The organism is Odoribacter lunatus (assembly GCF_943193135.1).
GTDB lineage: Bacteria > Bacteroidota > Bacteroidia > Bacteroidales > Marinifilaceae > Culturomica > Culturomica lunata.
Genome location: NZ_CALPCZ010000013.1, coordinates 30,224 through 52,900, shown reverse-complemented (window position 1 = coordinate 52,900; position 22,677 = coordinate 30,224). Strand labels below are relative to the sequence as shown.

Genomic DNA, 22,677 nt, shown 5'->3' with positions numbered 1-22,677 from the left:
TTCTAGTAACTTCTAATAATTTCACCAAGCTTTATTTAGATTTCTACATTTGAATCTGTGCAGGTTCCCTTATTTTCATCCGATGATGTTTTTTACTAAATTCGCCACACAAAAGCGATTTAAAACATCATTCTATGAAAAAAATTATTTTATCAGCACTCCTACTGCTCTTCTATGTAGGAATCTATGCACAGGAAGCCCGCCTCTTAAGGTTTCCGCACATTCAAAACAACACCATCGTATTCTCCTATGCAGGAGACTTATATTCCGTTCAGGCAAACGGAGGAACCGCCCGGCGACTGACCTCCCACCCGGGATACGAAATGTTTCCCCGCATATCTCCCGACGGGAAATACATCGCATTCACCGGACAATATGACGGGAACACGGAAGTCTTCGTTATCCCCGCAGAAGGAGGCGAACCCCGAAGATTAACCTTTACCGCCACCTTGGGACGGGACGACCTGGGAGACCGAATGGGACCCAACAACATCGTTATCGGCTGGACACCCGACAGCAAAAACATTCTGTACCGCACCCGCCAATACACCTTCAACGACTTTACGGGACAACTCATGACCATTCCTGTAGAAGGCGGAGAAGCAACCGAAATACCTTTGAAAAACGGAGGTTTCGCCTCCTTCTCACCTGACGGGAAACAACTGGCTTACAACTATATATTCCGGGAATTCAGAACCTGGAAAAGATACCGGGGAGGGATGGCCGATGACATCCGGATTTTTGACTTCGATACCAAAAAATCCGAAAAAATCACCGACAACCCGAACCAGGACATCATCCCCATGTGGAGTGCCGACGGAAAAGAAATCTACTACATCTCCGACCGGGACAACGTCATGAACCTTTACGCATACAACATTCAGGACAAAACGACAAAACAGCTGACGCAATACACAGACTACGATATCAAATTTCCGTCCATCGGGAAAGACCAGATTGTCTATGAAAACGGAGGATACATCTACAAATTCGACACCCGTACACAAAAAGCCGAAAAAATAAACATATCCATCGAAAACGACCAGACCTACTCCCGTCCCGAACTAAAAGACGTAAGCGATAACATCAGCCACATCGACTTAGCCCCCAACGGCGAACGGGTATTGATTACAGCCCGGGGAGACATCTACTCCCTTCCCGCCAAAGAAGGCATCACCTACAACCTGACAAACTCCTCCGACGCCAACGACTTCGCCGGAAGCTGGTCGCCGGACGGAACCCAAATCGCATACATTTCAGACAAAACAGGTGAATTCAACATCTGGATACGGGACGTACAAAGCGGCCAGGAACGCCAGCTAACCCGAAACCTGCAAACCTACATCTTCGACTTCCTTTGGTCTCCCGACTCCCGGAAAATCCTGTGGAACGAAAAGAAAAACACGCTGAACATCACAGACGTCACCACCGGACAAACCGAAACAATCGAAACCTCCGGCATAAGCCCCATACACTCATACAACTGGTCACCGGACAGCAAATACATCACCTATACCCTGCCTCAAAAAACGATGAGCGACATCATCGTATATGACATCGCCAACAAACAAAAACACCGGATCACGGACGGTTGGTACGGAGCCAGAGCATCCAATTTCAGCAAAGACGGGAAATACCTGCTGTTCGTCTCTTCCAGAACCTTCAACCCGACATACAGCAGCACCGAATGGAACCACATATACAACAACATGCAAAAAGTATATATCCTTCCATTAACCCGTGACGCCAAAATACCCTTTGCTCCCGAAAACGACCAGATAAAAACCGAGCAACCGGGAAAAAACACACAAACCAAACAAAACGCCAAAGAACAATCGGCACTTGTATACGACTTTTCAGACATCGAAAACCGTATCATTGAGCTGCCTATTGCCCCTTCCTACTACTACAACCTCCACATGGTCGGTAACAACATTTACTACAACCGCAGAGGACAAACATCGGTATACAACCTCGACAACAAAAAAGAAACAAATCTGAATGCCAGCATCAGCTTCGGTCCCGGCTACAAAAAGGCCATCGCAGTAAACGGAAAGAAAATACAGGTCATCGACATCCCGACCGCTCCCGTTACCTCCGACAAACCCATCTCATTGGCCGGACTCAAGAAAAACATCGACTACCACCAGGAATGGCAACAGATATACAACGAGAGCTGGCGTCAGATGCGTGACTTCTTTTACGCAAAAAACATGCACGGCGTAGACTGGAATGCTGTTTACGAAAAATACAACGCCCTCATCCCGTACGTAAACCACCGTACGGACCTCACCTACATCATCGGTGAAATGATTGGCGAACTGAACGTAGGACACGCCTACTCGCAAAACGGAGAACATCCGGAACCCGCACGCATCCCCATGGGACTACTTGGCGCACACTTTGAAAAAGACCCCTCCGGCTACTTCAAAGTACAAAAAATCATCCGGGGAGCCAACTGGAACAAAGCCACCCGCTCCCCTCTGACCATGCCGGGCGTCGATGTCAAAGAAGGCGACTACATCATCTCCGTCAACGGGAATTCCCTCAAAAACTCGGACAACCTGTTCCGCCACCTCATAGACATGGCGGACAAAACCGTCGAACTGGAAGTAAACAGCAAACCTTCCGCCGAAGGTGCCCGCAAAGTGCTGGTAACGCCATTGGCCGACGAATCCCAGCTCTACTACTACAACTGGGTACAAAACAACATCAGAAAAGTAAATGAGGCCACCAACGGAGAAGTCGGTTACATCCACATTCCCGACATGGGAGTCGCCGGACTTAATGAATTTGTAAAACACTACTATCCCCAACTCAACAAAAAAGCCCTTATCATTGACGACCGGGGGAACGGAGGAGGAAACGTATCACCGATGATTACCGAACGGCTGTTGCGCACCCCTACCTTCTACACCATGCACACCAACCAGACCGAAGGTTCCGTCAATCCTGTGGGCACCTTCGTCGGTCCCAAAGTACTATTAGTCAATGAATATTCCGCCTCAGACGGTGACCTGTTCCCCTACAGATTCAAACACAACAAACTGGGAACAATCATCGGACGGCGCACATGGGGCGGAGTTGTTGGTTACAGCGGCACCGTTCCGGTCGTGGACGGCGGTTCCATCGTCACCCCTTCCTATGCTCCGTATGCCGTTGATGGCAGCGGCTTCATCATCGAAGGCACCGGTGTCACCCCTCACATCGACATCGAAAACGACCCTTACAAAGAATACATGGGTGAAGACGAACAACTCAACAAAGCCATCGAAATCATCCTCGAAAAGCTAAAGACCGAATCACCGCAACAACCTGCCATCCCGGACTTCCCGGACAAATCAGGCAAACAATAAACACAACAACGCCCGAAAATAAAATTTCGGGCGTTGTTTTTTCGCAGTAAAATTGTAAACCTATCAATTCCGAATAAAAAAGAGTATCTTTTTTAAAACCCCAATTTTTACTTTGCATTCACAAACTAAAAAAATACCCCAGGCACTCAAATAATTCAATTCAAAAATTCAACTTTAAAGTTGAATTTCTCATAAAAACAGATTAAAATTCAATTTTAAATATTACTTTTGTATAAAGAAAAGACATCACGATGGCCTCTAAAGAAGAAGTTGCATTATTTCTCAAACAATTTCATCAAAAGCTAGAGATATATAATATTGTATTTCGTGATGACCGCGGTAAAAATTTGTCCACATTGGCATTACTTGATATGCCACCCTCGGCACGCATCAAGACAATCAAAGAAATTACAGTGGAAGATTACAGCGAAGGCCCTATCGTTGATACTCTAAATAAAATAAATGGGATATGGGTATTTGGAAAAGATGTACAAAAACATGAAATATATATCAAAATTTCACTAGGCCACCCTAATTGTTCCACAATATGCATATCCTTTCATATTGCAGAACATCCGATGCAATATCCGTATAAAAAAGACAAAACAAAAAGCAAAAAAGGAGATAAGCTATGATAAGTCCGTTTACCGGCGGCCACGCCACATTAAAATACGAAAAACGTGAATTGACGTACCGCAAAGAAAAATATTCCTATATCGCCCAGTTTTACGAAGACGACCAAACACACGAACAATTCACCACCACCGAAATGGACGAAGCCAACATCACCCAAGTATACAACCAATACCGGGTGAAGCACTCCATTCCGTTTGTGGATGAAATCATTGCTTTAAGAGAAACGTACGGCTTATCCGCATTAAAAATGTCTGCCATTTTGGGATTCGGCGATAATCAATACCGTCAATACGAAGAAGGATATGTTCCGGCAGAAAGCAACGGCAAAATACTGAAAGCGTGCATGAACCCTCATGTTTTTGAAACACTTGTAAAAAATTCCCGACAACAACTGACCGAGAAAGAATATGACAAAATCATCAACAAAATCGAATCTGTCAAAAATCAATATGACAATACGGATGTCCGACAAAATCTGATTTTCGGGCAAACAGAACGATGTGCAGACAACGGTTTCGCGTTGCAATCCATACAAAAATTGCAAAACGTCATACTCTATTTCATTGAAAAATGTAACGGAGTATTTAACACCAAGATGAACAAACTGCTTTTCTATACAGACTTTCTTAATTACCGCCAACACGGGCAGGCGATAACAGGCATGACATATCGTGCCATTCAATACGGTCCGGTTCCTATCCGTTGGGATCGGGGATATAGCCTACTTGACTGCATTGAACAAGATTTGGTAGAATTTGAATCAGGTGCAGGCGGCACATTCCTCACTTCAACTGAAAAACCCGATTTATCCGTATTTTCCGATAAAGAACTGGTAACATTGGAGACAATCGCCAAACGTTTTAAAGAAACATCAGCCTCTGAAATCTCCGCCATCAGCCACAAAGAAAAAGCATGGAAGCAATTTGTAGGCACCTCCCTGCCCATTGAATTTTGCACGGCATTCTCTTTGCTTGCCGTATAAAATTCACAAAGCAACACAATCTCCACAGAAACCGGGTACAATCTCCGTATCATCTCCAGCTTTTAGCTATATTATACCTATGTTTTAGCTATGTTTTCCCTATGCTCAGATAGTCCAACCATAGAGCAACCATAGCCCAAGTATAGCTAAAAGGCGGAGATATCCCGGAGATACCCCCCAAATACTACGGAAATTGTACGAAGTTCACCCCTATTTCAAACAAATACACCATACAACGATAAAGCTGCAAAATCAACATATAAAATATATTTCTTATCAACTCTTCTATGCTTTCACTTTATTTTAATTCCATAAAATTTCCAATCACTATCTTCTGACTCTATTAAATCCATTGAAGTTGCAGAAGCAGGTATTGGTGGAAAATATAAAGTAAAAGTTAAATTTTGACCAGCATACGAAAAGTATGTTTTAGCCGGAGCAACTTTAATTCCCTCCGCTCTCGTCATTATATAACGTTTCCCATTAACAATCAAACAAGTACCTTTATCAATACTACACCATTCAAAGTATTCATCATCACTATGATTATTTGTTACCATTTCAACGGCTGTGTAATCCTTTGTTAATATCACACTTTCAATTTTTGTTCTTTCTGTCGTACTACTTCGCACCGATGGAGGACCTAAAATTGTTGTTGATGAAATATTATCATAATGGGATGTCTGATTATTAGAAACATTATTAGAACATGTTATCATGAATACAAAATTCTTCAAACTTTTAACCTTATTACTCAACGTCATGCCTGAAACAGCATTATTTGTTGGTAATAATTTTACAGAAGAAGTACTCTCTACAAGATTATTAAGATATGACGTTTTTATTGCATAACCGACATTTTCTGCTCCATTAAATTTAGAATTAACGATACCTATCAAATTTCCATTCCCATCAAATAAAGGCCCTCCGCTATTTCCAGGCTGAACAGGCGCCGAAATTTGATATAATGAAACATCTCCTTGAAAACCTGTTTTGGAACTTATTACTCCCGTCGTTAATTTAATTTCATCCCCCATTACTGTCGTAAGAGGATAGCCCAATACAAATATATCTTCACCCACTTCAGAGATTGATGTCTTTACACGATAAGGTATTGTCCCAAAACCGCTAAATCTATCGTCAGCAATCTTTATAATGGCAAGATCATTTAATTTATCCGTTGAAACAACCGTGGCATTATATTCTATATTAAAATCACCTTTAATTCCCCGAACTTTCAACGATTTTGCATTCTCCACCACATGATAGTTTGTTGCAATATAACCATTATTAAGTGCAAACCCAGTTCCTGACCATTGTTCTTCATCAGTTTTGCCAACAGGAATATCACCAAATTGGTCTTTCATTTTTACATAGGTATACGTTTTATCACCTATGGTTACTTCCATTACCCCCTTATCATATGTAACGACAGCATCTACTTTTTGCTTAAAATCCGTATACCAATCCGCTTTATAAACATAAGGAGAGACTGTTTGACGCAATTCAGCTTTAACTTCACCAACCTCCCAATCATCCAGACCATCATAATACACAAGGCATATTGACCCATCTTCATCTTCAAGGAATGCAAGTTGAATTGGATCATCATCATCCACCTCCTCATATATTCCCCGCATAGGATTATTGGTTTTAACTATAAGCTCATAAATTCTTTCCTCTACATCACCCTCTCCTCCTATTGTTTTCGGTTGATAAGTGTATATCGGGTTTATTTTTATATTTTTCCAGTAAAAACCGTATTTTACAGGTTCTTCAAGATATAAAGTTTTTACCCCTGAAGCTGGCATACCCTCAAACATAATGTCAAATTCTGTAGTTGCCGGGAGTTTTCCAAAATCATATCTAGTATATTCCTTATTGAATTCTGAATCAAGATCTTCCTCTCCTCTCGTTAATTTTACGGCAGGCAAACATTCATACTTACTAGTTTTAGGATGAAAATAACAAAGCCGTATTGAGGAAGCTATAGATACATTATTCCTTCTTATATATTCATAATAAAAGTTAATATCAACGAATGTTACACCATTATATATATACACACTTTGGATAATTCCTCTATTATTTTGATCTCTTACCAAGGGCTTTTCTGTCGCTACACCACGTCCAAGTTGACATAAAGCAACTTGCCAAATGGATCCCAACAAAAAAAGACAAATAAATTTCCTCATGATTTTAATATTCAATAATTTGTGAAGGTGATAGTTTAAACTGAAGAGAAGGATGCTTTAAAAGCAAACACGATGCTATATAATTAGCAATATCAGGTTCAATAAACGGCGAAAACATGATATCTTCTATACATGCCTCCCAATTTATAGGCAGATAAAATATTTCCGAACAACTATCTGCCGACAAATACAATCTAAATTCATTTTCAATCTTATATTCTTCTGTTTTATAAAACAATATATCAAATGCCTTTGTTCTATTTTTTTCTTCGCCATACACCATTGGGGAACAAAACATCTTTTGTGACGATTCCAAACGGATAGAAGACAACAAATCTCCAATTGTTGTCTGAATTCTTACACTGAACTTATCTATTGCATAAGCACGCCACATTGGAAAGATCTCTTTCTTCTCCAAGGTCCAACACGATGCATATAATTGCATAGAGGTTTCAAATCTTTTCTTCTTTTTACGGACAAGTTCTATCCTTTCTCTACCCAAAGTTTCCTTTTGAGAAACCTTTATTTCCTCCGCAACATATTCACCTCTTTCATGGCAATCAGAAAAAGAACCACGTTTCGTCAGCCTTAGTCTTCCTTCAAGAATACGAATTAAATCAATGAACGATATGATACGGTATATTTTCGTATCATATGAAAGATTTTGATTTATGAGAATATTTTTCCCTTCAAATGAGAAGTTATTTTCTTCTTTTAAAGAAGCTTCAAAAAAAGGAATACCATGATCCAATAGGCAGTTGTTACAATTCATTTTTATTATCTATTAAATGCCGTAGACAACCCCAGAATGGCAAAAACAAAAAAAGACGTGGGTGTCTGTTCGCACTTATTCTGGATTCAGGTCTTCGCATACCTCTATTTGAGAATAAGCGATAAAGTTTACCCACGTCCAGATGACGTATACAGACATCACGTCAAAAGACGTAATGACACATAATCATCAACGTAGACGCTACTCATCGCATAATCTTCCCAAATAGATACAAGTTTGCGAAGTTTGAATCCGGAAGAATACGTTTGAAAACGTCTTTACAATATGTCTACCTCTTCAACTTATATAGAGCCGAATAGGTTTGACAAATATAATTTTTTTAAATATACAATAAAATACCCTAAGCACAAAAAATCAAAACTGACAACAACCAATAAATTTTGCCTATAATGTAGCTATCTCTTGGTTTAGATCCTACTCAAGGAGGAGAAATTACAAAAACCCGTCCGTGTGTGATTGTCAGTCCTACAAGCCTAAATAACCATTTGAAAACTGTTATCATAGCACCCATCACTTCAACTATCCGGAATGTATCTTTCAGGGTAGGTTGCTCCATTGCCGGAAGAGACGGAGAGATTGCTGCCGACCAAATACGAACGGTAGACAAAAAACGTTTAAAAAAAGCGATGGGTACATTAAACAGCCACGAAATAGCGGAATTACAACAAATATTCAATCAGATGTTTTGTTTATAATGTCCCAGTATCTCACTCCGCCAACCGACCGATGGCTTTGAGGTATTGGGTTTCACTCATTTTCAGTGCGGCTTTGGCTTCTACCCATTGGCTTTGGGCTTCCTGCCACTGCGCCTGTGCTTCCAAGAGATTGGTGAGGCTTTCCATGCCTACTTTGTATTGGTTGTTGCTGATTCGCAAGTTTTCTTCAGCTTGTAACAGGGCGTTTTTTGCCATTTTAATGCGTGTCTGGGCATCCTGGATATTAAATCGGGCGGAGGTGATTTCCAGTTCCATCAATTGTGCGGATTTTTCAAGATTCAGACGACTTATCTCATGCTCGGTACGTGCCGCTTTCGATTTGTTACGCCCTTCTCCCCAGTTGAACAAAGGTATTTCCACGTAAGCCAAGGCGTTGAAGGAGGCTTTGGATTCCCGCTCGCCATTCAATTCCAGTCCGCCTCCATACCCATATCCCGCAGTGACTCCGATTTGCGGTAAAAAATCGGCCTGGACAAGATGTATTTCTTTTTCTTTCAATACGGTTTCTTCCTGCAATAGATTATAATCGGGACGCTGGGTAAGTTTCGCCGATTGGGTTAATATGCCCGGCAGGATTGTTTCGGACAAACTGTCCTGTATGGCGATATCCGTCTGTAAATCCAACCCGATAATCCGACAAAGGTTCATCTGCGATAAGACTAATCCGTTCCGGGCTTTCTGTACCAGTAAATCCGCTTCATTATAACGCACCTGTACTTTCAGTACGTCATTGCCTGTTATCATTCCTACTTTGCGGGCATTCTCGACGTTTTTCAATAATTCTCCCAATGCCTGCCGATAGGCTTCCGCCGCTTTTACCTGTTCTTCAACGCCCAATAGTTGCCAATAGGCTTTATCTGTCTCAGCAAAGACCTCGGAGCGACTCAACCGGATGTTCTCATTCGCCATTGTTTCCCCGATTTTTGACATCTCATGAGCCGTACGGACTTTTCCTCCCATATACACGGGCTGCTGCAATTGCACGCCTACTGTATAAACACCCCGCATCCCGACTTTTATCCCGATGTCCGGCAGAAAAGCATATTCTTTGAATACAGGCTTCCCGTCCGCACCTTCTACTGGCAGACCGGTAGAAGGATTGACAACTATATTAGGCTGCAATGTCCCGTTTTCGTCAGGCACATAGGTAGGCAAATAGCCGCCTTTCAATTTATAGGAATATTTTTCCTGATTATAAAATCCCATGCCTGTTATTGACAGACGAGGAAAGTATCCGGCATGATAGGCTTTTTTTTCGGATTCCGCTTTTTCCAATTGTTTTCGGGCAATTGCCGTCTGCTTGCTGTTTTCCAATGCCATTTCCCGACACTGCGGCAAATTCAAGATGACCTGTGCATTTACCCCACCAATGCAATAAAGCAAGCCGCCTATCAATATAATTTTTTTCATACTTCTATTTTTTCAACACTTGTTTATCTTTCTTCGGGATGTGTTTCTTTGATTTTATAAAATAATGCATATAGTACCGGCAATATGACCAGTGTGATGATTGTCCCGACTAATAACCCTCCCATAATCGTTACTGCCAAAGAACCGAACATATCATCATTGACCAAAGGTATCATTCCCAGGATGGTTGTCAAGGCTGCCAAAAGAACCGGCCGCAGTCTGGAAGAGGATGCATCCAATAAGGCAAGAAAAGGCTCTTTTCCGGCCTTGATTTGTATCCCGACCTCATCCACCAATACGACTCCGTTCTTTATCATCATCCCTACTAATCCCAAGGCTCCGACGATAGCGACGAAACCGAATTCTTTATCCGCCAGCAGCATGCCGGCTACGATACCGATTACAGCTATCGGCAAACATAGGAGTATCATCACCGGTTTCCGGAAATCACGGAACAGTGCAACCAAGATTGCAATGACCAATACGATTGCTATCGGCACATTTTTAAATAAATATTGCTCTGATTGGGTACTTGCCAAATATTCTCCCAGCCATTTTGTGGTATACCCAGGAGGTATCTGCAATGAGTTTATTTTGGGTAACAGATTATTACGGACTTCGGTTGTCGTAAAACCGGGAGCGTTGTTACATTGAGCAGAAATAGAGCGCTGTCCGTTATAACGTCTGACCAAAGGCACTTCCCATTTCATATTTATGCCATTAGCCGCCTGACTTAATGATTTCGCCCCCACGGCGTTTTTCAAAATATCATCCACGGAAGTCATGCCCATCATCAATTCTTTTACCTCGGTAATCAAGCCATTGGTTGATGGAGTTAAACTCCATACGGGAATATTGTCTATCCAATTTAATCTTTCCCCCTTTGCGTTCACACTTTTAATGTATAACGGAAGAACATGCTCCCCTTCATAGTAGGAAGCCACGGGCAACCCATCCGTTGCCGCCAATAAGGCCAGTCCTACATCACTCCTTGAAAGTTCCGCCCTACGGGCTATTTGCTGGGAATAATTGACATTCAGCATCGGTGTCATCGGTCCCCAATTGTTCGTGACCAGTATTGCCGAGGAATCCTCCCGCATAATCTGTTCCACCTGTCCGCATAAATCTTTCAATACCGCAGGGTCCGGGCCTGCAATCATAAACTGTATCGGGAAGTTCATGTACATCAAATTGTAGCGTTTCATCCGCACATATCCTTCCGGATAGTGTTCCGAAAGATATTTCTGTAACCTCGGCAAATTGTCTTTTAGGGTTGCAGGCGAAGTAAAATCAACTATCAATTCTCCGTAACTCAAGGCCGGTTCCGCAACTGTCCTGACTAAATTATAGCGGGAGGGAGTTCCTCCCAGACTGGTTGTAACAGCGGTAATTTCCGGTTGGCTCATTAAATATCGTTCCATTGCCGCCAAATCTGTCCGGACTTTTTCCGGGTTTGTTCCGTAAGGCATTTGATATTCTATGTATAGCTGATTATAACTCAAATCGGGAAAGAATCCCTGCCGGATAAACCGAAAACCCCACACACTGATAAGCGACAGGATAACAACCGCTATGACTACCAACCAGCGATTATCAATGGAAAATTGTAATGTCTTGCGATATATCCGATACACCGGCCGACGATACAATTCTTCTTCAGATACGGGTTTTCCTTTCACTTTTAATACCCGATCTGCCTGCAACGGCGCATACCCCAGTGCCAGTATCCAACTTAACCAGAGAGATACCGCCAATACGATAAAAAGGTCCCGGACATATTCTCCCGTCGTGTCGGGAGACATGTAAATCGGAAGGAAGGTCAATATACCGATAGTCGTCGCCCCCAACAAAGGCCACCCTGTTCTTTTTGTAATATCGATTAAAGCCTGCGGCTTTTTTATCCCCCTTTGTAAATCAACCATGATGCCGTCTACGATAACAATGGCGTTGTCTACCAACATTCCCATCGCGATGATAAAGGAAGCCAACGAGACCCGTTGCAATGTTCCGTGCATCATGTGCAATACCACGAAAGAACCTAATACGACTATGACCAGACTGACCCCGATGATGTATCCGCTCCTGAATCCCATGAACAGCATCACAATAAGGATGACAATGAGCACGGACTCTATCAAATTTACCATGAAGACATTGATTGCGCTTTTTACCCGGGTCGGCTGAAAAAATACTTTTTTGAAATCAATGCCTGCCGGAATGATTTCCGTTTTCAATTCATCCAATTTTTTATCAACCACTTTGCCCAAATCAATAATATTTCCGCCTTTTTCCATTGCAATGGAAATGGCTATTGCCGGTATTGTATCATACAGCAAACTTTCCCGAAAAGGTTTTACATAACCATGATTGATTTGGGCAACGTCACCCAGACGAACATTGTCGTCCTCGTGTCCTTTTATCAATAAATTACGTATGTCGTCCAGACTTTGAAAGTTTCCGCCTATTCCCACCCGCATGCGTTTCTCTCCACTATCGTAATAGCCGGAATAAACGGTCTGGTTTTGACCGTTCAATGTCAAAATAATTTCGGCAGGATGTACTCCCAAGTTCGCCATTTTATCTTCCTTGATGTCTATATCAACACAAGGCTGGTGCTCGCCGTAAATATCCACACTGCTCACCCCGTCTATATCCAGCACTGTCCGACGGACAAGTTGCGCATAGTCCATCATTTTCTGATAATCAAAACCGTCGGACGTCATGGCATAAAACATGCCATATACATCCCCGAAATCGTCAAGCACCATAGATGGTTGCGCTCCTTGCGGCAATTGTCCTTGCACATTCGCTACTTTCCGTCGCAAGATATCCCATTTCTGCTGCAATTCGGCTAAAGGCACCGTACTACTCAACTCGACCAAGATTTCCGATACATCGTCCATGGAACGGGATTCCACATGGTCTAAATCCCCCATTGACCGGATGGATTTTTCAAGCAAGTCGGTCACTTCCAATTCTACCTGAAAAGCGGAAGCCCCCGGATAAGCCGTTACGACCATTGCCTGTTTTACCGTTATTGCCGGATCTTCCAATTTACTCATTGTTTTGAATGCGTAAATTCCCCCGACAACCAATACAAAAATGAAAAGATAAATCAGCGCTTTATTCTTTAAAGCATATTCCGTCAGATTCATAAATACATGAAGCGTTAAGGTTACAATAAATGACCAACATTGGAAACGGAAGGAGAAGGAAGTATGCGCACCTGCTGTCCTTCTTTCAAAGTGTTCACACCAGCGGAGACAATTATATCTCCCGCTTGCAATTCCGCATTGACAATTGCCGTCCCGTCTTTCAAGACCTGACAGACTTCCACAAGAGTTTTCTTTACCACATCCCGTTCTTTTCCACCGAGCAGCCAGACATAAGTGTGTCCCTCCTCTTGTAGTAATGCGGAAACCGGTATTACAGACATTTTTCCGCTATCCGGTTTATAACGGATTGTTACACTGGCACTCATTCCCGGCGCCAAGGATAACTTTTTATCTCTCTTCAATCGAAAATGAACTTGAAAGAGTTGATTAAAATTGGCATTGCGGTTTATTTCCACCAGTTCAAGCGGTAAAAGTGTATCAGGATAAACATCTACCCTCATTTGATAATCTGAAAAATCAGCACTGCGAATATAATCCGTAGCAGGAATATCCACATTGACATCCAGATAATTGTCATCAATCATGGAAACTACCGGTACCCCCTGATTGACGATTTCATAACTATCAAAATATTTTTTCTGAATATATCCGTCAAACGGAGCTTTCAATTTTGTATCTTCCAACGCATTTAGCCGGGCATGATACAATGCCCAAGCCTGTTTTTGTGCCGCCACTGCCTTATCATAATCGTTCTCCGAAACACTGTTTGTCTGATATAATTCGATAATTCGGTCCGTCTCTCCTTTTATTTGTTTATATTCTGCGGCTGCCGCTTCGTATTGAAGATTATAATCTCTTTGGTCTAATTGCGCCAACAATGTCCCTTTTTTGACATACTGTCCTTCCTTTACCCAAACTTTGTCAATGGGCCCCGGTACCCGAAATGCCAGTTTCACATCGGAAGCCGCTTTCAATACCCCCGGATAAGTCACAGAAAAATCATCTTTGTGTGTTTGAACGATTGTCGTTTTCACCAATTGGGCAATCTCCAGCGTTGATGTTTTTCCCTGACAGGAAAGCAGTACTCCCGCCAGAATCAATCCTACTCCCAAACATGCAAAAAAATATGAAAACCCCTTCATTTGTTTTATAAGACTTTAAGTTTTAAAACGTTTTTTTATATATACTTAAAACCTCAAAAGTTGTTTCATTTAGAAGCCAAAAAAATGCGATGCGATATATTTTCGTATATTTGTCACCCCGAATCATAAATTACTAATCTCAATACCAAGCTATAAACGCGAATAGACTCCGGCATAATTCCTATTCAAGATGTTTATCAACGAATATTATACCCCTAATCTACATAAGGAAAGGAAACAAATTATTGCCGCCTATCTACGTGTAAGTACTGACCGACAAACTACTTTAAATCAAAAAAGTGAGATTCTTAATTTCTGTAAACGACAAGAGCTGAAAATTAATGTATGGTGTAAGGAAACCGTCAGCGGTACAAAAAAAGAAGATGAAAGGAAATTAGGAGTATTACTTGATAAACTGCAACAAGGAGACATATTAATCATTACGGAAGTATCCCGATTGAGCCGCAAGTTGATAAACATTATGAATATCATTCATCAATCTATCGAAAAAGGCATCACGATTCACAGCATAAAAGAAGGATACAAATTCGACTCCTCTATTAACAGCCAGGTATTGGCCTTTGCTTTCGGTTTATGCGCCGAGATAGAACGTACCCTTATCTCCCAACGAACCCGGGAAGCCTTAGCAAGACGCCGAGCAGCCGGGATGAAGCTGGGACGCCCCAAAGGCAGTCTCTGTTCCTGTAAATTATACGAACATATGGAAGATATTAAAATACTTCGCACCAAAGGCTATTCCTACCAAAAAATAGCTCATAAATACAAAGTCGCTCCCGAAACAGTACGCCTCTTTTATATCCGGCATATAGGAAATAGATAATTCTATTTTAAAGCCTTCCTGTCGCTTTCAAATAGTGAGTTTCACTTAAACGCAATTCCGCTTTGGCATCAATCCAATCGCTCCATGCCTTTTGCCACTGCGCCTGTGCTTCCATATAATTGGTAAGAATCTCCAGCCCTAACTCGTATTTATTCTTACTTTCCGCTAAATTTTCCTCCGCCTGCAAGAGAGAATGTTCCGTCAATTTCACCCGGGTAAGCGCATCTTCCACATTAAAACGCGCTTTGGTCGCTTCAAGCACCATCATTTGCTCTGCGTCTTCTTTTTTCAACTCGGTCATTTCCTGCTCCGCCCTCATCGCTTTTATTTTATTCCGGCCCTCACTCCAATGAAAAACAGGTACTTTCAATGAAGCCATTGCCATAAAAGAAGCTATCCCATCCGTTTCTCCATTCACATTTATACCATCGGTATAACCGTAAGAGACGGAAACACCCAATTGGGGTAAAAAATCAGAACGGACGATATTCACCTGCCTTTCTTTCAATTCCACCTCTTTATCCAAAATACTGTATTCCGGACGATTCGTTATGACCACACCACTTTCCAACACGCCGGGTGTAACAAAACCGGTCAGCGAATCTGCCGCTTTTACCGCCGTATTTAAATCCAACCCGATGACCCGGCATAAGTTCATTCCCGCCAAGCGTTTACCATTTTGGGTTTTCTGCAATAAAAGTTCCGCCTCGTTTTGCTTTACCTGGGCTTTCAATAAATCATTCTTTGAAACCATTCCCACTTGTTGGGCATCCGTCAAATTATGCACCAATTCACTAACCACTTCTCTGTATTTTTGAGCTGACAATTCCAATTCCTGCAAACGAACATATTGCCAAAAGGCATTTTCCACCTCCATAATCACTTCCGCCCGATTATAATTGACATTCAATTTCGCCATTTCCGTTCCCACTTCTGCCATTTGATAAGCATTGCGTATTTTCCCTCCCATATATACAGGCATTTCCAATACGGCACCCAATGTGTAGGCGTTGTCCAATCCCATGGTTATCGCGATATCGGGCATAAAAGCATATTGAGCGAACACCGGGCGTCCGTCAGCCCCTACCACAACTTTTCCGTTGGCATCCAGCAAATAGTTCGGCACCAACGTATTTTCCCCCGGAACAAATGTCGGCAAATTCCCTCCTTCTATCTTAAAAGAATAATCTTTCTGCATATAGGCATACATCCCCATGGCCGACAACTTTGGAAAGAAATTAGCCCGATAAGCTTTCTTATCATATCCCGCTTTCAGCAATTGCTTATCGGCTATCGCCATTTTCTTACTACTTTCCAACGCCATCTCCCGACACTTTTGAATATTCAATTCCACTTGTGCGGAAGCAGGCGCCAACGCTGCCGTCAATATTCCCAATAAAACCAAAACAAATCTCATATCCATCACTTTATCTTAAAAAACAAAGCATATAATACTGGTATAAATACCAGAGTAATAACCGTTCCTACCAACAAACCAAACATTATCGTCACCGCCATCGCTCCGAACAAGTCATCCGCCAACAAAGGAATCATTCCCAGGATAGTGGTTAAAGCAGCCATCATTACCGGACGAAAGCGAGATGCTGAAGAATCAAGCAACGCTTTCACCGGTTCCTTGCCTGATTGAATCTGCAACATAATCTCGTCCAACAAGACAACTCCATTTTTTATCATCATACCTATCAATCCCAATGCTCCGACGATGGCTACGAAACCGAAATCCTTTCCCGTAAGCAACATCCCCGCAACAATTCCCACCATTGCCAGGGGCAGCGAAAGGAATATAATCGCCGGTTTCTTAAAATCCCGAAACAACATAATTAAAATAGCTATCATCAGCACTACCGCCCACGGCAAACTGCGGAACAAATATTTGGTGGACTGACTGCTTGCCCGGTATTCTCCCAACCATTTATACCCATATCCCTCCGGCAGGGTAATCGTGTCTATTGCCGGCATAATCGCCCGACGCACATCTTCTGCTGTCATGCCCCACACATTATTACACTGTGCTTTCATCGCCCGCTGTCCATTATAACGTCTCACAACAGGGTCTTCCCATGAAATATTTATCCCCCGAGTTGCCTGACTAAGCGGCGTAGAACCTATTGCATTCAACAATAAATCCTCGCTTTTCACTGTTCCTGTAAGCAAGCCCTTCAATATCTCTCCATTCAAACTTGTTACCGAGGGCAACATGCTCCATACCGGAATATTATGCAATGTCCCCACCTTTTCCCCTTGGTGGTCGATACTTTTCATATAAATCGGCAACGCATGCGTTCCCTCATAATACGAGCCGACAGGCATTCCGTCCGTAGCCGAAAGCATCGACATGCCTATGTCCGCCCGTGACAATCCCGCCATTCGGGCTATCGGCTGTTCATATTCCACAGTCAATACCGGCACCATCGGGTCCCAATCCCGTCTCACCAACATTGCTTTCGGCTCTTTCTTCATAATCTCCATTGCCTTCGCCGTCAATTCTTTCAATACCGCCGGGTCAGGTCCCGTAAACATCAACTCTACGGGAAATTTCTCATACATTAAATTATACCTCTTTATCCGAACATAAGCATCCGGATAATTCTCCGTCAAATAATGCTGTATCTCCGGTATTGAATATTTCAATTTATCCGCCGTCGTAAAATCCACAATAAGTTCTCCGTAGCTCATGGAAGGTTCTGCAATGGAACGGACCAAATTATACCGGGAAGGAGTCCCTCCGAAACTGGCGGTCACATGTTCCACTTCCGGTCGTCCCAGCAAATACCCCTCGATTTCCGACAAATCGGCTTTCACCCGTTCTATTCTCGTTCCTTCCGGCATTTGAAATTCGATATATAACTGCTTATAACTCAAATCCGGGAAAAAACCTTGCGGAATAAAACGAAAAGCATAAATACTTATCCCCAATAAAAGCACCGTTACCCCCAATGCCAATTTTCTGTGGGAAAGCATACTTCGGAGAAATGTGTAAAATATCCGATAAATCCGACTATCATACAAATCTTCATTCTCACGAGGCTTCACTTTCAACAACCGGTCAGCATGCAAAGGAATCTGGGTTAAAGCCAACAACCAGCTCAACAGCAACGATACCGCCAAAACAATAAACAAATCCCTCACATATTCCCCTGTCGTGTCCGGAGACAGGAAAATCGGCAAGAAAGCCAGTATCGCAATCAATGTCGCTCCCAACAGAGGCCAAGCCGTCTTACGGGTAATATTCACCAACGCCCCCGGCTTTTCCACTCCTTTTTCCAAATCGACCTGTATGCCGTCAATGATGACAATTGCATTATCCACCAACATTCCCATAGCAATAATCAATGCCCCCAAAGAAACCCGCTGCAATGTTCCGCCAAAAAGATAAAGCACCACAAACGACCCCAAAACGATAATCACAAGTCCCACTCCGATAATCATCCCGCTCCGCAAACCCATCGTCAGCATCAAAACAACAATCACAATCAGTACAGACTCTATCAGATTGACCATAAACACATTTATCGAATCGCTTACCTGATCAGGCTGAAAAAATACTTTATGAAAATCTATCCCCAACGGCATCCGTGCTTTCAACTCTTCCAGTTTTTTATCCACTACTTTCCCCAACTCCACAATATTTCCCCCTTTCTCCATAGAAAGCGATATTCCTAATGCCCTGAGCGTATCATACCGCATCTCATTGCGTGCCGGTGTCTGATACCCGCGGGTAATCATCGCAATATCCCCCAATCGCAACTGATCTTGTTCGTGCCCTTGCAAAATCAAATTGCGAATATCATCTACCGATTTATAATTATCATTGATTTTTACCCGGATACGTTCATCCCCGCTATTAAAATACCCCGGATAAACCGTTTGATTCTGACCGTTCAGTGTCGAAAGCACTTCCAGCGGATGCACTCCCATATTCGCCATCCGATCCTGAATAATTTCTATATCAATACAAGGCTTGCGATTACCGTAAATCTCCACACGCTTTACCCCTTCAATATCCTGCAATTCCCGCTTAATCAACCACGCATAATCCAACAATTCCTCATCGGCAATCCCGTCTGTCGTCATGGCATAAAACATACCGTAAACATCCCCGAAATCATCCAACACGACCGATGTCGTCACTCCGGAAGGCAATTCCGCCTGCGCATTGGTCACTTTCCGCCGAAGCATATCCCACTTCTGTTCCAATTCGTCCGGACTTACCGTACTTGACAATGTCACCGTTATCTGCGAAACATCCGACATGGACTTGGACTGGATATTGTCTACGTCTCCCATAGAGCAAATCGACTTTTCCAATACATCCGTCACCTCCAGTTCGACCTTATGGGCCGAAGCTCCCGGATAAACCGTCACCACCATCGCCTGTTTTACCTTCAACTCCGGATCTTCCAATTTACTCATGGAGCTAAACGCAAAGATTCCGCCAGCCACCAATACGGCTATAAAAAATTTAATTAATGCCCTATTATTCAAGGCATATTCCGTGATATTCATATATTTATTTCCACTTACAGTAATCCACCAACATTCGTCTTACTCACCGGTTTCAGCAACTTGACTTTCATACCCTCTTTCAAGTTATGCACACCCGCAGAAACCACCTTCTCTCCCGCAACCAATCCTTCCGACACCATCATCTGCCCGGTCTTTAAAATTTTCCCCGGAACAATTTTCCTTTCCCGCACACACGCAGCCGCTTCATCATATACCCATACCCGGGCTTCTCCCTCCTTTTCAAAAACCGCCGTTACGGGAACCAACGTCAATGTATTCTCTTCGGGAGCGTATTCTATCATCACACTCACACTCATTCCCGCTGCAATATTCATTTCCTTCTCATTCTTCAGTTTCAGCCGGACACGATACAATTGATTCAAATTAGCCTTCCGGGTAATCTCTATCAGACTCAACGGAAACTCTTTACCAGGGAAAATATCAAACGTACATACAAAAGACTTAAAATGATTCTGACGAATATAATCGCTGGAAGGAATGTCCGCCTCCACCTCAAAATAACCATCGCTAATCATCGAGACAACAGGCATGCCGGCTCCCACCGTCTCATGTTCGTTAAAATATTTTTTCTGAATATATCCACTAAAAGGTGCCTTCATCCGCGTATCCGCCAACGCATTTTTGTGAGCTTCATACTTTGCCGTAATCTGCTGCAAACCATATACTGCCTTGTCATAATCATTTACCGGCACACTTCCTCTCTTATACAACTCCATCACGCGTTCCGCTTCCGCCTTAATCTGCTTATACTCTCCCTCTGTCGCCTCCTGCTGCACCTTATAATCACGAGGGTCTATCTCAGCTATCACTTGCCCTTCTTTCACAAAAGCGCCGACTTCCACCGGCAAGCGATGCAAAGGACCTGCCACCCGGAAAGCCAAATCCACATCCGACGAAGCCTTCACTTTTCCCGGATAAGCAATCGTCAATTCATTTTGATAACTCTCTACCGTTTCCACTTTCACGGTTCCCACCGCTTCCGTATTCTTTTCCTCATCATGACGGCATCCCCCACACACCACTCCGAAAACGACAAGGGACAACATATAACTTTTCACCATATCTTTTTTATTTAGCAACACTTTTAAAAGTACGAAATAACGATTTTTTTCATTAATACACACATCTTTATTAAAAAATAATACGGCTCTGTCTAAAAATCAAACACCCCTGTCCATTTTTTTTACATACACACGCATACACCAAAATTACAACACACTAACAAACAATCAATTACAAGTTTGGCACGAAAATAGCTATATAAAAACAACAAATGCAAAATCATTCAAAATACAGGATATGATACAAATAGAAAATTTAAACAAAGTCTTCCGTACGGAAGAAGTCGAAACATCTGCATTGAGCGATGTATCTTTACACATCAAAGAAGGCGAATTTGTTGCCATTATGGGACCTTCCGGATGCGGAAAATCAACCCTATTGAACATTATCGGGCTGCTGGACAATCCCTCTTCCGGCAAATACTACTTTGACGGGAAAGAAGTCGGTACACTCAAAGAAAGGCAGCGTACCATGGTACGCAAAGGAAACATCGGTTTCGTATTTCAAAGTTTCAACCTGATAGACGAACTGAACGTCTATGAAAACATCGAACTGCCTTTGATTTACCTGAAACTGAAAGCCAGTGAAAGAAAAGAAAAAGTAAACCAAATCCTCGACCGGATGAAAATCAGTCACCGGGCAAAACACTTCCCGCAACAATTATCCGGAGGACAACAACAACGTGTAGCCATTGCCAGAGCCGTTGTTGCAGGCCCCAAACTCATCCTCGCCGATGAGCCGACCGGAAACCTCGACTCCAAAAACGGTATGGAAGTCATGAATCTATTGACGGAACTCAACAAAGAAGGCACAACGATTGTCATGGTAACCCACTCTCAACACGATGCCTCCTTTACGCACCGGGTGATAAATCTATTCGACGGGCAAATCGTTACCGAAAAACCCAATTTATAATTTTCTCATAAATTAACTCGATGAAAAGAGGGCATAATGCCCTCTTTTTTTTATTTCAATTTTAACACTCCGATTTTATTTATTACTTTAGCCATTGTAAAGTTTAATCTCATTGCAAATGCAAATAAAAGAAAACATAAACCAAATTCTTGAAATCATTGAAAACGCAGGCAAGAACTTACTTGAACTATACGAAAAACAAGAATTGGATATTGAGATGAAAGTAGATGCCACTCCCGTCACGGAAGCAGACCGCTCGTCAAACGAGATACTGAATCACGACCTCAAGGCTCTTTATCCCCATATCCCCATCATCAGCGAAGAATCCAACCTTCCGGATTACAATACACGGAAGAAATGGGAATACTTCTGGCTCGTAGACCCGTTGGACGGGACAAAAGAATTCATTTACAAAAACGGACGTTTCTGTATCAACATCGCCTTAATCCAAAACGGACAACCCGTTTTCGGAATGATTAACAACGTTCGGGACAACGAGATTATCTGGGCTTACAAAAACGATAAATGCTATATCAAAAAAGACGGTGTCTGCTCCGAACTTCCGCTGAATAAATCCACCGGTTCCAAGCTGAAAATGGTTGTCAGCCGCTTTAACATGACAGAAGCGGAATTTGAATACATCGACTATCTGCAATCCAAAGGTTACAGCATTGAATTAATCCCCCTGGGCGCATCCGCCAAACAAGCGGAAATAGCCAAAGGCCTGGCGGATATTTATCCGAAATTCGGACGGTGTTACGAATGGGATTCCGCCGCAGGACAAGTGATTGTTGAAACCGCCGGCGGTATGGTCGTCAATCCGAAAGACTATTCAACCCTGCAATACAACAAAGAAAGCATGGAAAACCCGCCTTTTATCATGTTCAGTAAAAAAATAAAAGAACAGGTAGAAGAAGGCAACGATATATACATTCATTACAATAAAATAGGCAATTAGAACATCA

At 42.5% G+C, this 22,677-nt stretch carries 14 protein-coding genes and 1 pseudogene; 7 read left to right on the top strand and 8 right to left on the bottom strand.

What is annotated here, in order from left to right; genetic code table 11:
* Positions 1–134 precede the first annotated feature (134 nt).
* The 3 genes from NFR61_RS06790 (at position 135) to NFR61_RS06780 (ending at position 4,974) form a co-directional block, all read left to right on the top strand.
* Entirely contained in the window at positions 135–3,356 is a 3,222-nt protein-coding gene (locus tag NFR61_RS06790; RefSeq protein WP_251621994.1) for a S41 family peptidase, read from the top strand.
* A 251-nt stretch (positions 3,357–3,607) separates the two neighbouring features.
* Positions 3,608–3,991, top strand: a complete 384-nt coding sequence (locus tag NFR61_RS06785; RefSeq protein WP_251621992.1) for a toxin — start codon at positions 3,608–3,610, stop codon at positions 3,989–3,991.
* A complete protein-coding gene (locus tag NFR61_RS06780; protein WP_251621990.1) occupies positions 3,988–4,974 on the top strand; it encodes a type II toxin-antitoxin system antitoxin SocA domain-containing protein in 987 nt (328 codons plus the stop codon). Before NFR61_RS06785 ends, NFR61_RS06780 begins: the two co-directional genes overlap by 4 nt.
* Before the next feature lie 293 nt (positions 4,975–5,267).
* On the opposite strand, the gene NFR61_RS06775 is transcribed toward NFR61_RS06780, so the two are convergent.
* Together NFR61_RS06775 and NFR61_RS06770 are read right to left on the bottom strand one after the other, a co-directional pair.
* A complete protein-coding gene (locus NFR61_RS06775) occupies positions 5,268–7,169 on the bottom strand; it encodes a S1C family serine protease (protein WP_251621988.1) in 1,902 nt (633 codons plus the stop codon).
* Positions 7,170–7,173: 4 nt separating this feature from the next.
* The gene (locus tag NFR61_RS06770) at positions 7,174–7,941 is read right to left on the bottom strand and encodes a hypothetical protein (RefSeq protein WP_251621986.1); all 768 of its coding nucleotides are present in this window, start codon (positions 7,939–7,941) and stop codon (positions 7,174–7,176) included.
* Positions 7,942–8,381: 440 nt separating this feature from the next.
* Here NFR61_RS06770 and NFR61_RS06765 point away from each other — a divergent pair.
* Positions 8,382–8,657: pseudogene (locus tag NFR61_RS06765) on the top strand (type II toxin-antitoxin system PemK/MazF family toxin); the annotation flags it as partial.
* Positions 8,658–8,669: 12 nt separating this feature from the next.
* Here NFR61_RS06765 and NFR61_RS06760 read toward each other — a convergent pair.
* The 3 genes from NFR61_RS06760 to NFR61_RS06750 are packed head-to-tail and all read right to left on the bottom strand — an operon-like array spanning position 8,670 to position 14,346.
* Positions 8,670–10,088: a TolC family protein gene (locus NFR61_RS06760; protein ID WP_251621983.1), complete on the bottom strand. Its 1,419-nt coding sequence runs from the start codon at positions 10,086–10,088 to the stop codon at positions 8,670–8,672.
* 23 nt (positions 10,089–10,111) lie between these two features.
* Positions 10,112–13,243 (bottom strand): efflux RND transporter permease subunit, encoded by a 3,132-nt coding sequence (locus NFR61_RS06755; RefSeq protein ID WP_251621981.1) that lies wholly within the window; start codon positions 13,241–13,243, stop codon positions 10,112–10,114.
* 20 nt (positions 13,244–13,263) lie between these two features.
* The gene (locus NFR61_RS06750; protein WP_251621979.1) at positions 13,264–14,346 is read right to left on the bottom strand and encodes an efflux RND transporter periplasmic adaptor subunit; all 1,083 of its coding nucleotides are present in this window, start codon (positions 14,344–14,346) and stop codon (positions 13,264–13,266) included.
* Between the two features lie 190 nt (positions 14,347–14,536).
* Between NFR61_RS06750 and NFR61_RS06745 the strand changes: the two genes are divergently transcribed.
* On the top strand, positions 14,537–15,187 hold the full coding sequence (locus NFR61_RS06745; RefSeq protein WP_251621978.1) for a recombinase family protein: 651 nt from the start codon (positions 14,537–14,539) through the stop codon (positions 15,185–15,187).
* 7 nt (positions 15,188–15,194) lie between these two features.
* On the opposite strand, the gene NFR61_RS06740 is transcribed toward NFR61_RS06745, so the two are convergent.
* From NFR61_RS06740 to NFR61_RS06730, 3 genes are read right to left on the bottom strand one after another with little or no spacing between them, the layout of a single operon-like run.
* A complete protein-coding gene (locus NFR61_RS06740) occupies positions 15,195–16,604 on the bottom strand; it encodes a TolC family protein (protein WP_251621976.1) in 1,410 nt (469 codons plus the stop codon).
* A gap of 5 nt (positions 16,605–16,609) precedes the next feature.
* Complete coding sequence (locus NFR61_RS06735) at positions 16,610–19,714, bottom strand: efflux RND transporter permease subunit (RefSeq protein ID WP_251621974.1); 3,105 nt, start codon at positions 19,712–19,714, stop codon at positions 16,610–16,612.
* A gap of 14 nt (positions 19,715–19,728) precedes the next feature.
* The gene (locus NFR61_RS06730) at positions 19,729–20,796 is read right to left on the bottom strand and encodes an efflux RND transporter periplasmic adaptor subunit (protein ID WP_251621972.1); all 1,068 of its coding nucleotides are present in this window, start codon (positions 20,794–20,796) and stop codon (positions 19,729–19,731) included.
* 238 nt (positions 20,797–21,034) lie between these two features.
* Between NFR61_RS06730 and NFR61_RS06725 the strand changes: the two genes are divergently transcribed.
* Together NFR61_RS06725 and cysQ are read left to right on the top strand one after the other, a co-directional pair.
* Positions 21,035–21,712 carry an ABC transporter ATP-binding protein gene (locus NFR61_RS06725; protein ID WP_251621970.1) on the top strand — a complete coding sequence of 226 codons (678 nt, stop codon included), beginning with the start codon at positions 21,035–21,037 and terminating at the stop codon, positions 21,710–21,712.
* 118 nt (positions 21,713–21,830) lie between these two features.
* Entirely contained in the window at positions 21,831–22,670 is an 840-nt protein-coding gene (cysQ, locus tag NFR61_RS06720) for a 3'(2'),5'-bisphosphate nucleotidase CysQ (protein WP_251621968.1), read from the top strand.
* Positions 22,671–22,677 lie beyond the last annotated feature (7 nt).

Coding starts and splice junctions, on each gene's coding strand:
- NFR61_RS06740 (WP_251621976.1), bottom strand. CDS start 16,604: ATGAGATTTGTTTTGGTTTTATTGGGAATATTGACGGCAGCGTTGGCG.
- NFR61_RS06785 (WP_251621992.1), top strand. CDS start 3,608: ATGGCCTCTAAAGAAGAAGTTGCATTATTTCTCAAACAATTTCATCAA.
- NFR61_RS06735 (WP_251621974.1), bottom strand. CDS start 19,714: ATGAATATCACGGAATATGCCTTGAATAATAGGGCATTAATTAAATTT.
- cysQ (WP_251621968.1), top strand. CDS start 21,831: ATGCAAATAAAAGAAAACATAAACCAAATTCTTGAAATCATTGAAAAC.
- NFR61_RS06730 (WP_251621972.1), bottom strand. CDS start 20,796: ATGGTGAAAAGTTATATGTTGTCCCTTGTCGTTTTCGGAGTGGTGTGT.
- NFR61_RS06750 (WP_251621979.1), bottom strand. CDS start 14,346: ATGAAGGGGTTTTCATATTTTTTTGCATGTTTGGGAGTAGGATTGATT.
- NFR61_RS06790 (WP_251621994.1), top strand. CDS start 135: ATGAAAAAAATTATTTTATCAGCACTCCTACTGCTCTTCTATGTAGGA.
- NFR61_RS06760 (WP_251621983.1), bottom strand. CDS start 10,088: ATGAAAAAAATTATATTGATAGGCGGCTTGCTTTATTGCATTGGTGGG.
- NFR61_RS06770 (WP_251621986.1), bottom strand. CDS start 7,941: ATGAATTGTAACAACTGCCTATTGGATCATGGTATTCCTTTTTTTGAA.
- NFR61_RS06745 (WP_251621978.1), top strand. CDS start 14,537: ATGTTTATCAACGAATATTATACCCCTAATCTACATAAGGAAAGGAAA.
- NFR61_RS06775 (WP_251621988.1), bottom strand. CDS start 7,169: ATGAGGAAATTTATTTGTCTTTTTTTGTTGGGATCCATTTGGCAAGTT.
- NFR61_RS06755 (WP_251621981.1), bottom strand. CDS start 13,243: ATGAATCTGACGGAATATGCTTTAAAGAATAAAGCGCTGATTTATCTT.
- NFR61_RS06725 (WP_251621970.1), top strand. CDS start 21,035: ATGATACAAATAGAAAATTTAAACAAAGTCTTCCGTACGGAAGAAGTC.
- NFR61_RS06780 (WP_251621990.1), top strand. CDS start 3,988: ATGATAAGTCCGTTTACCGGCGGCCACGCCACATTAAAATACGAAAAA.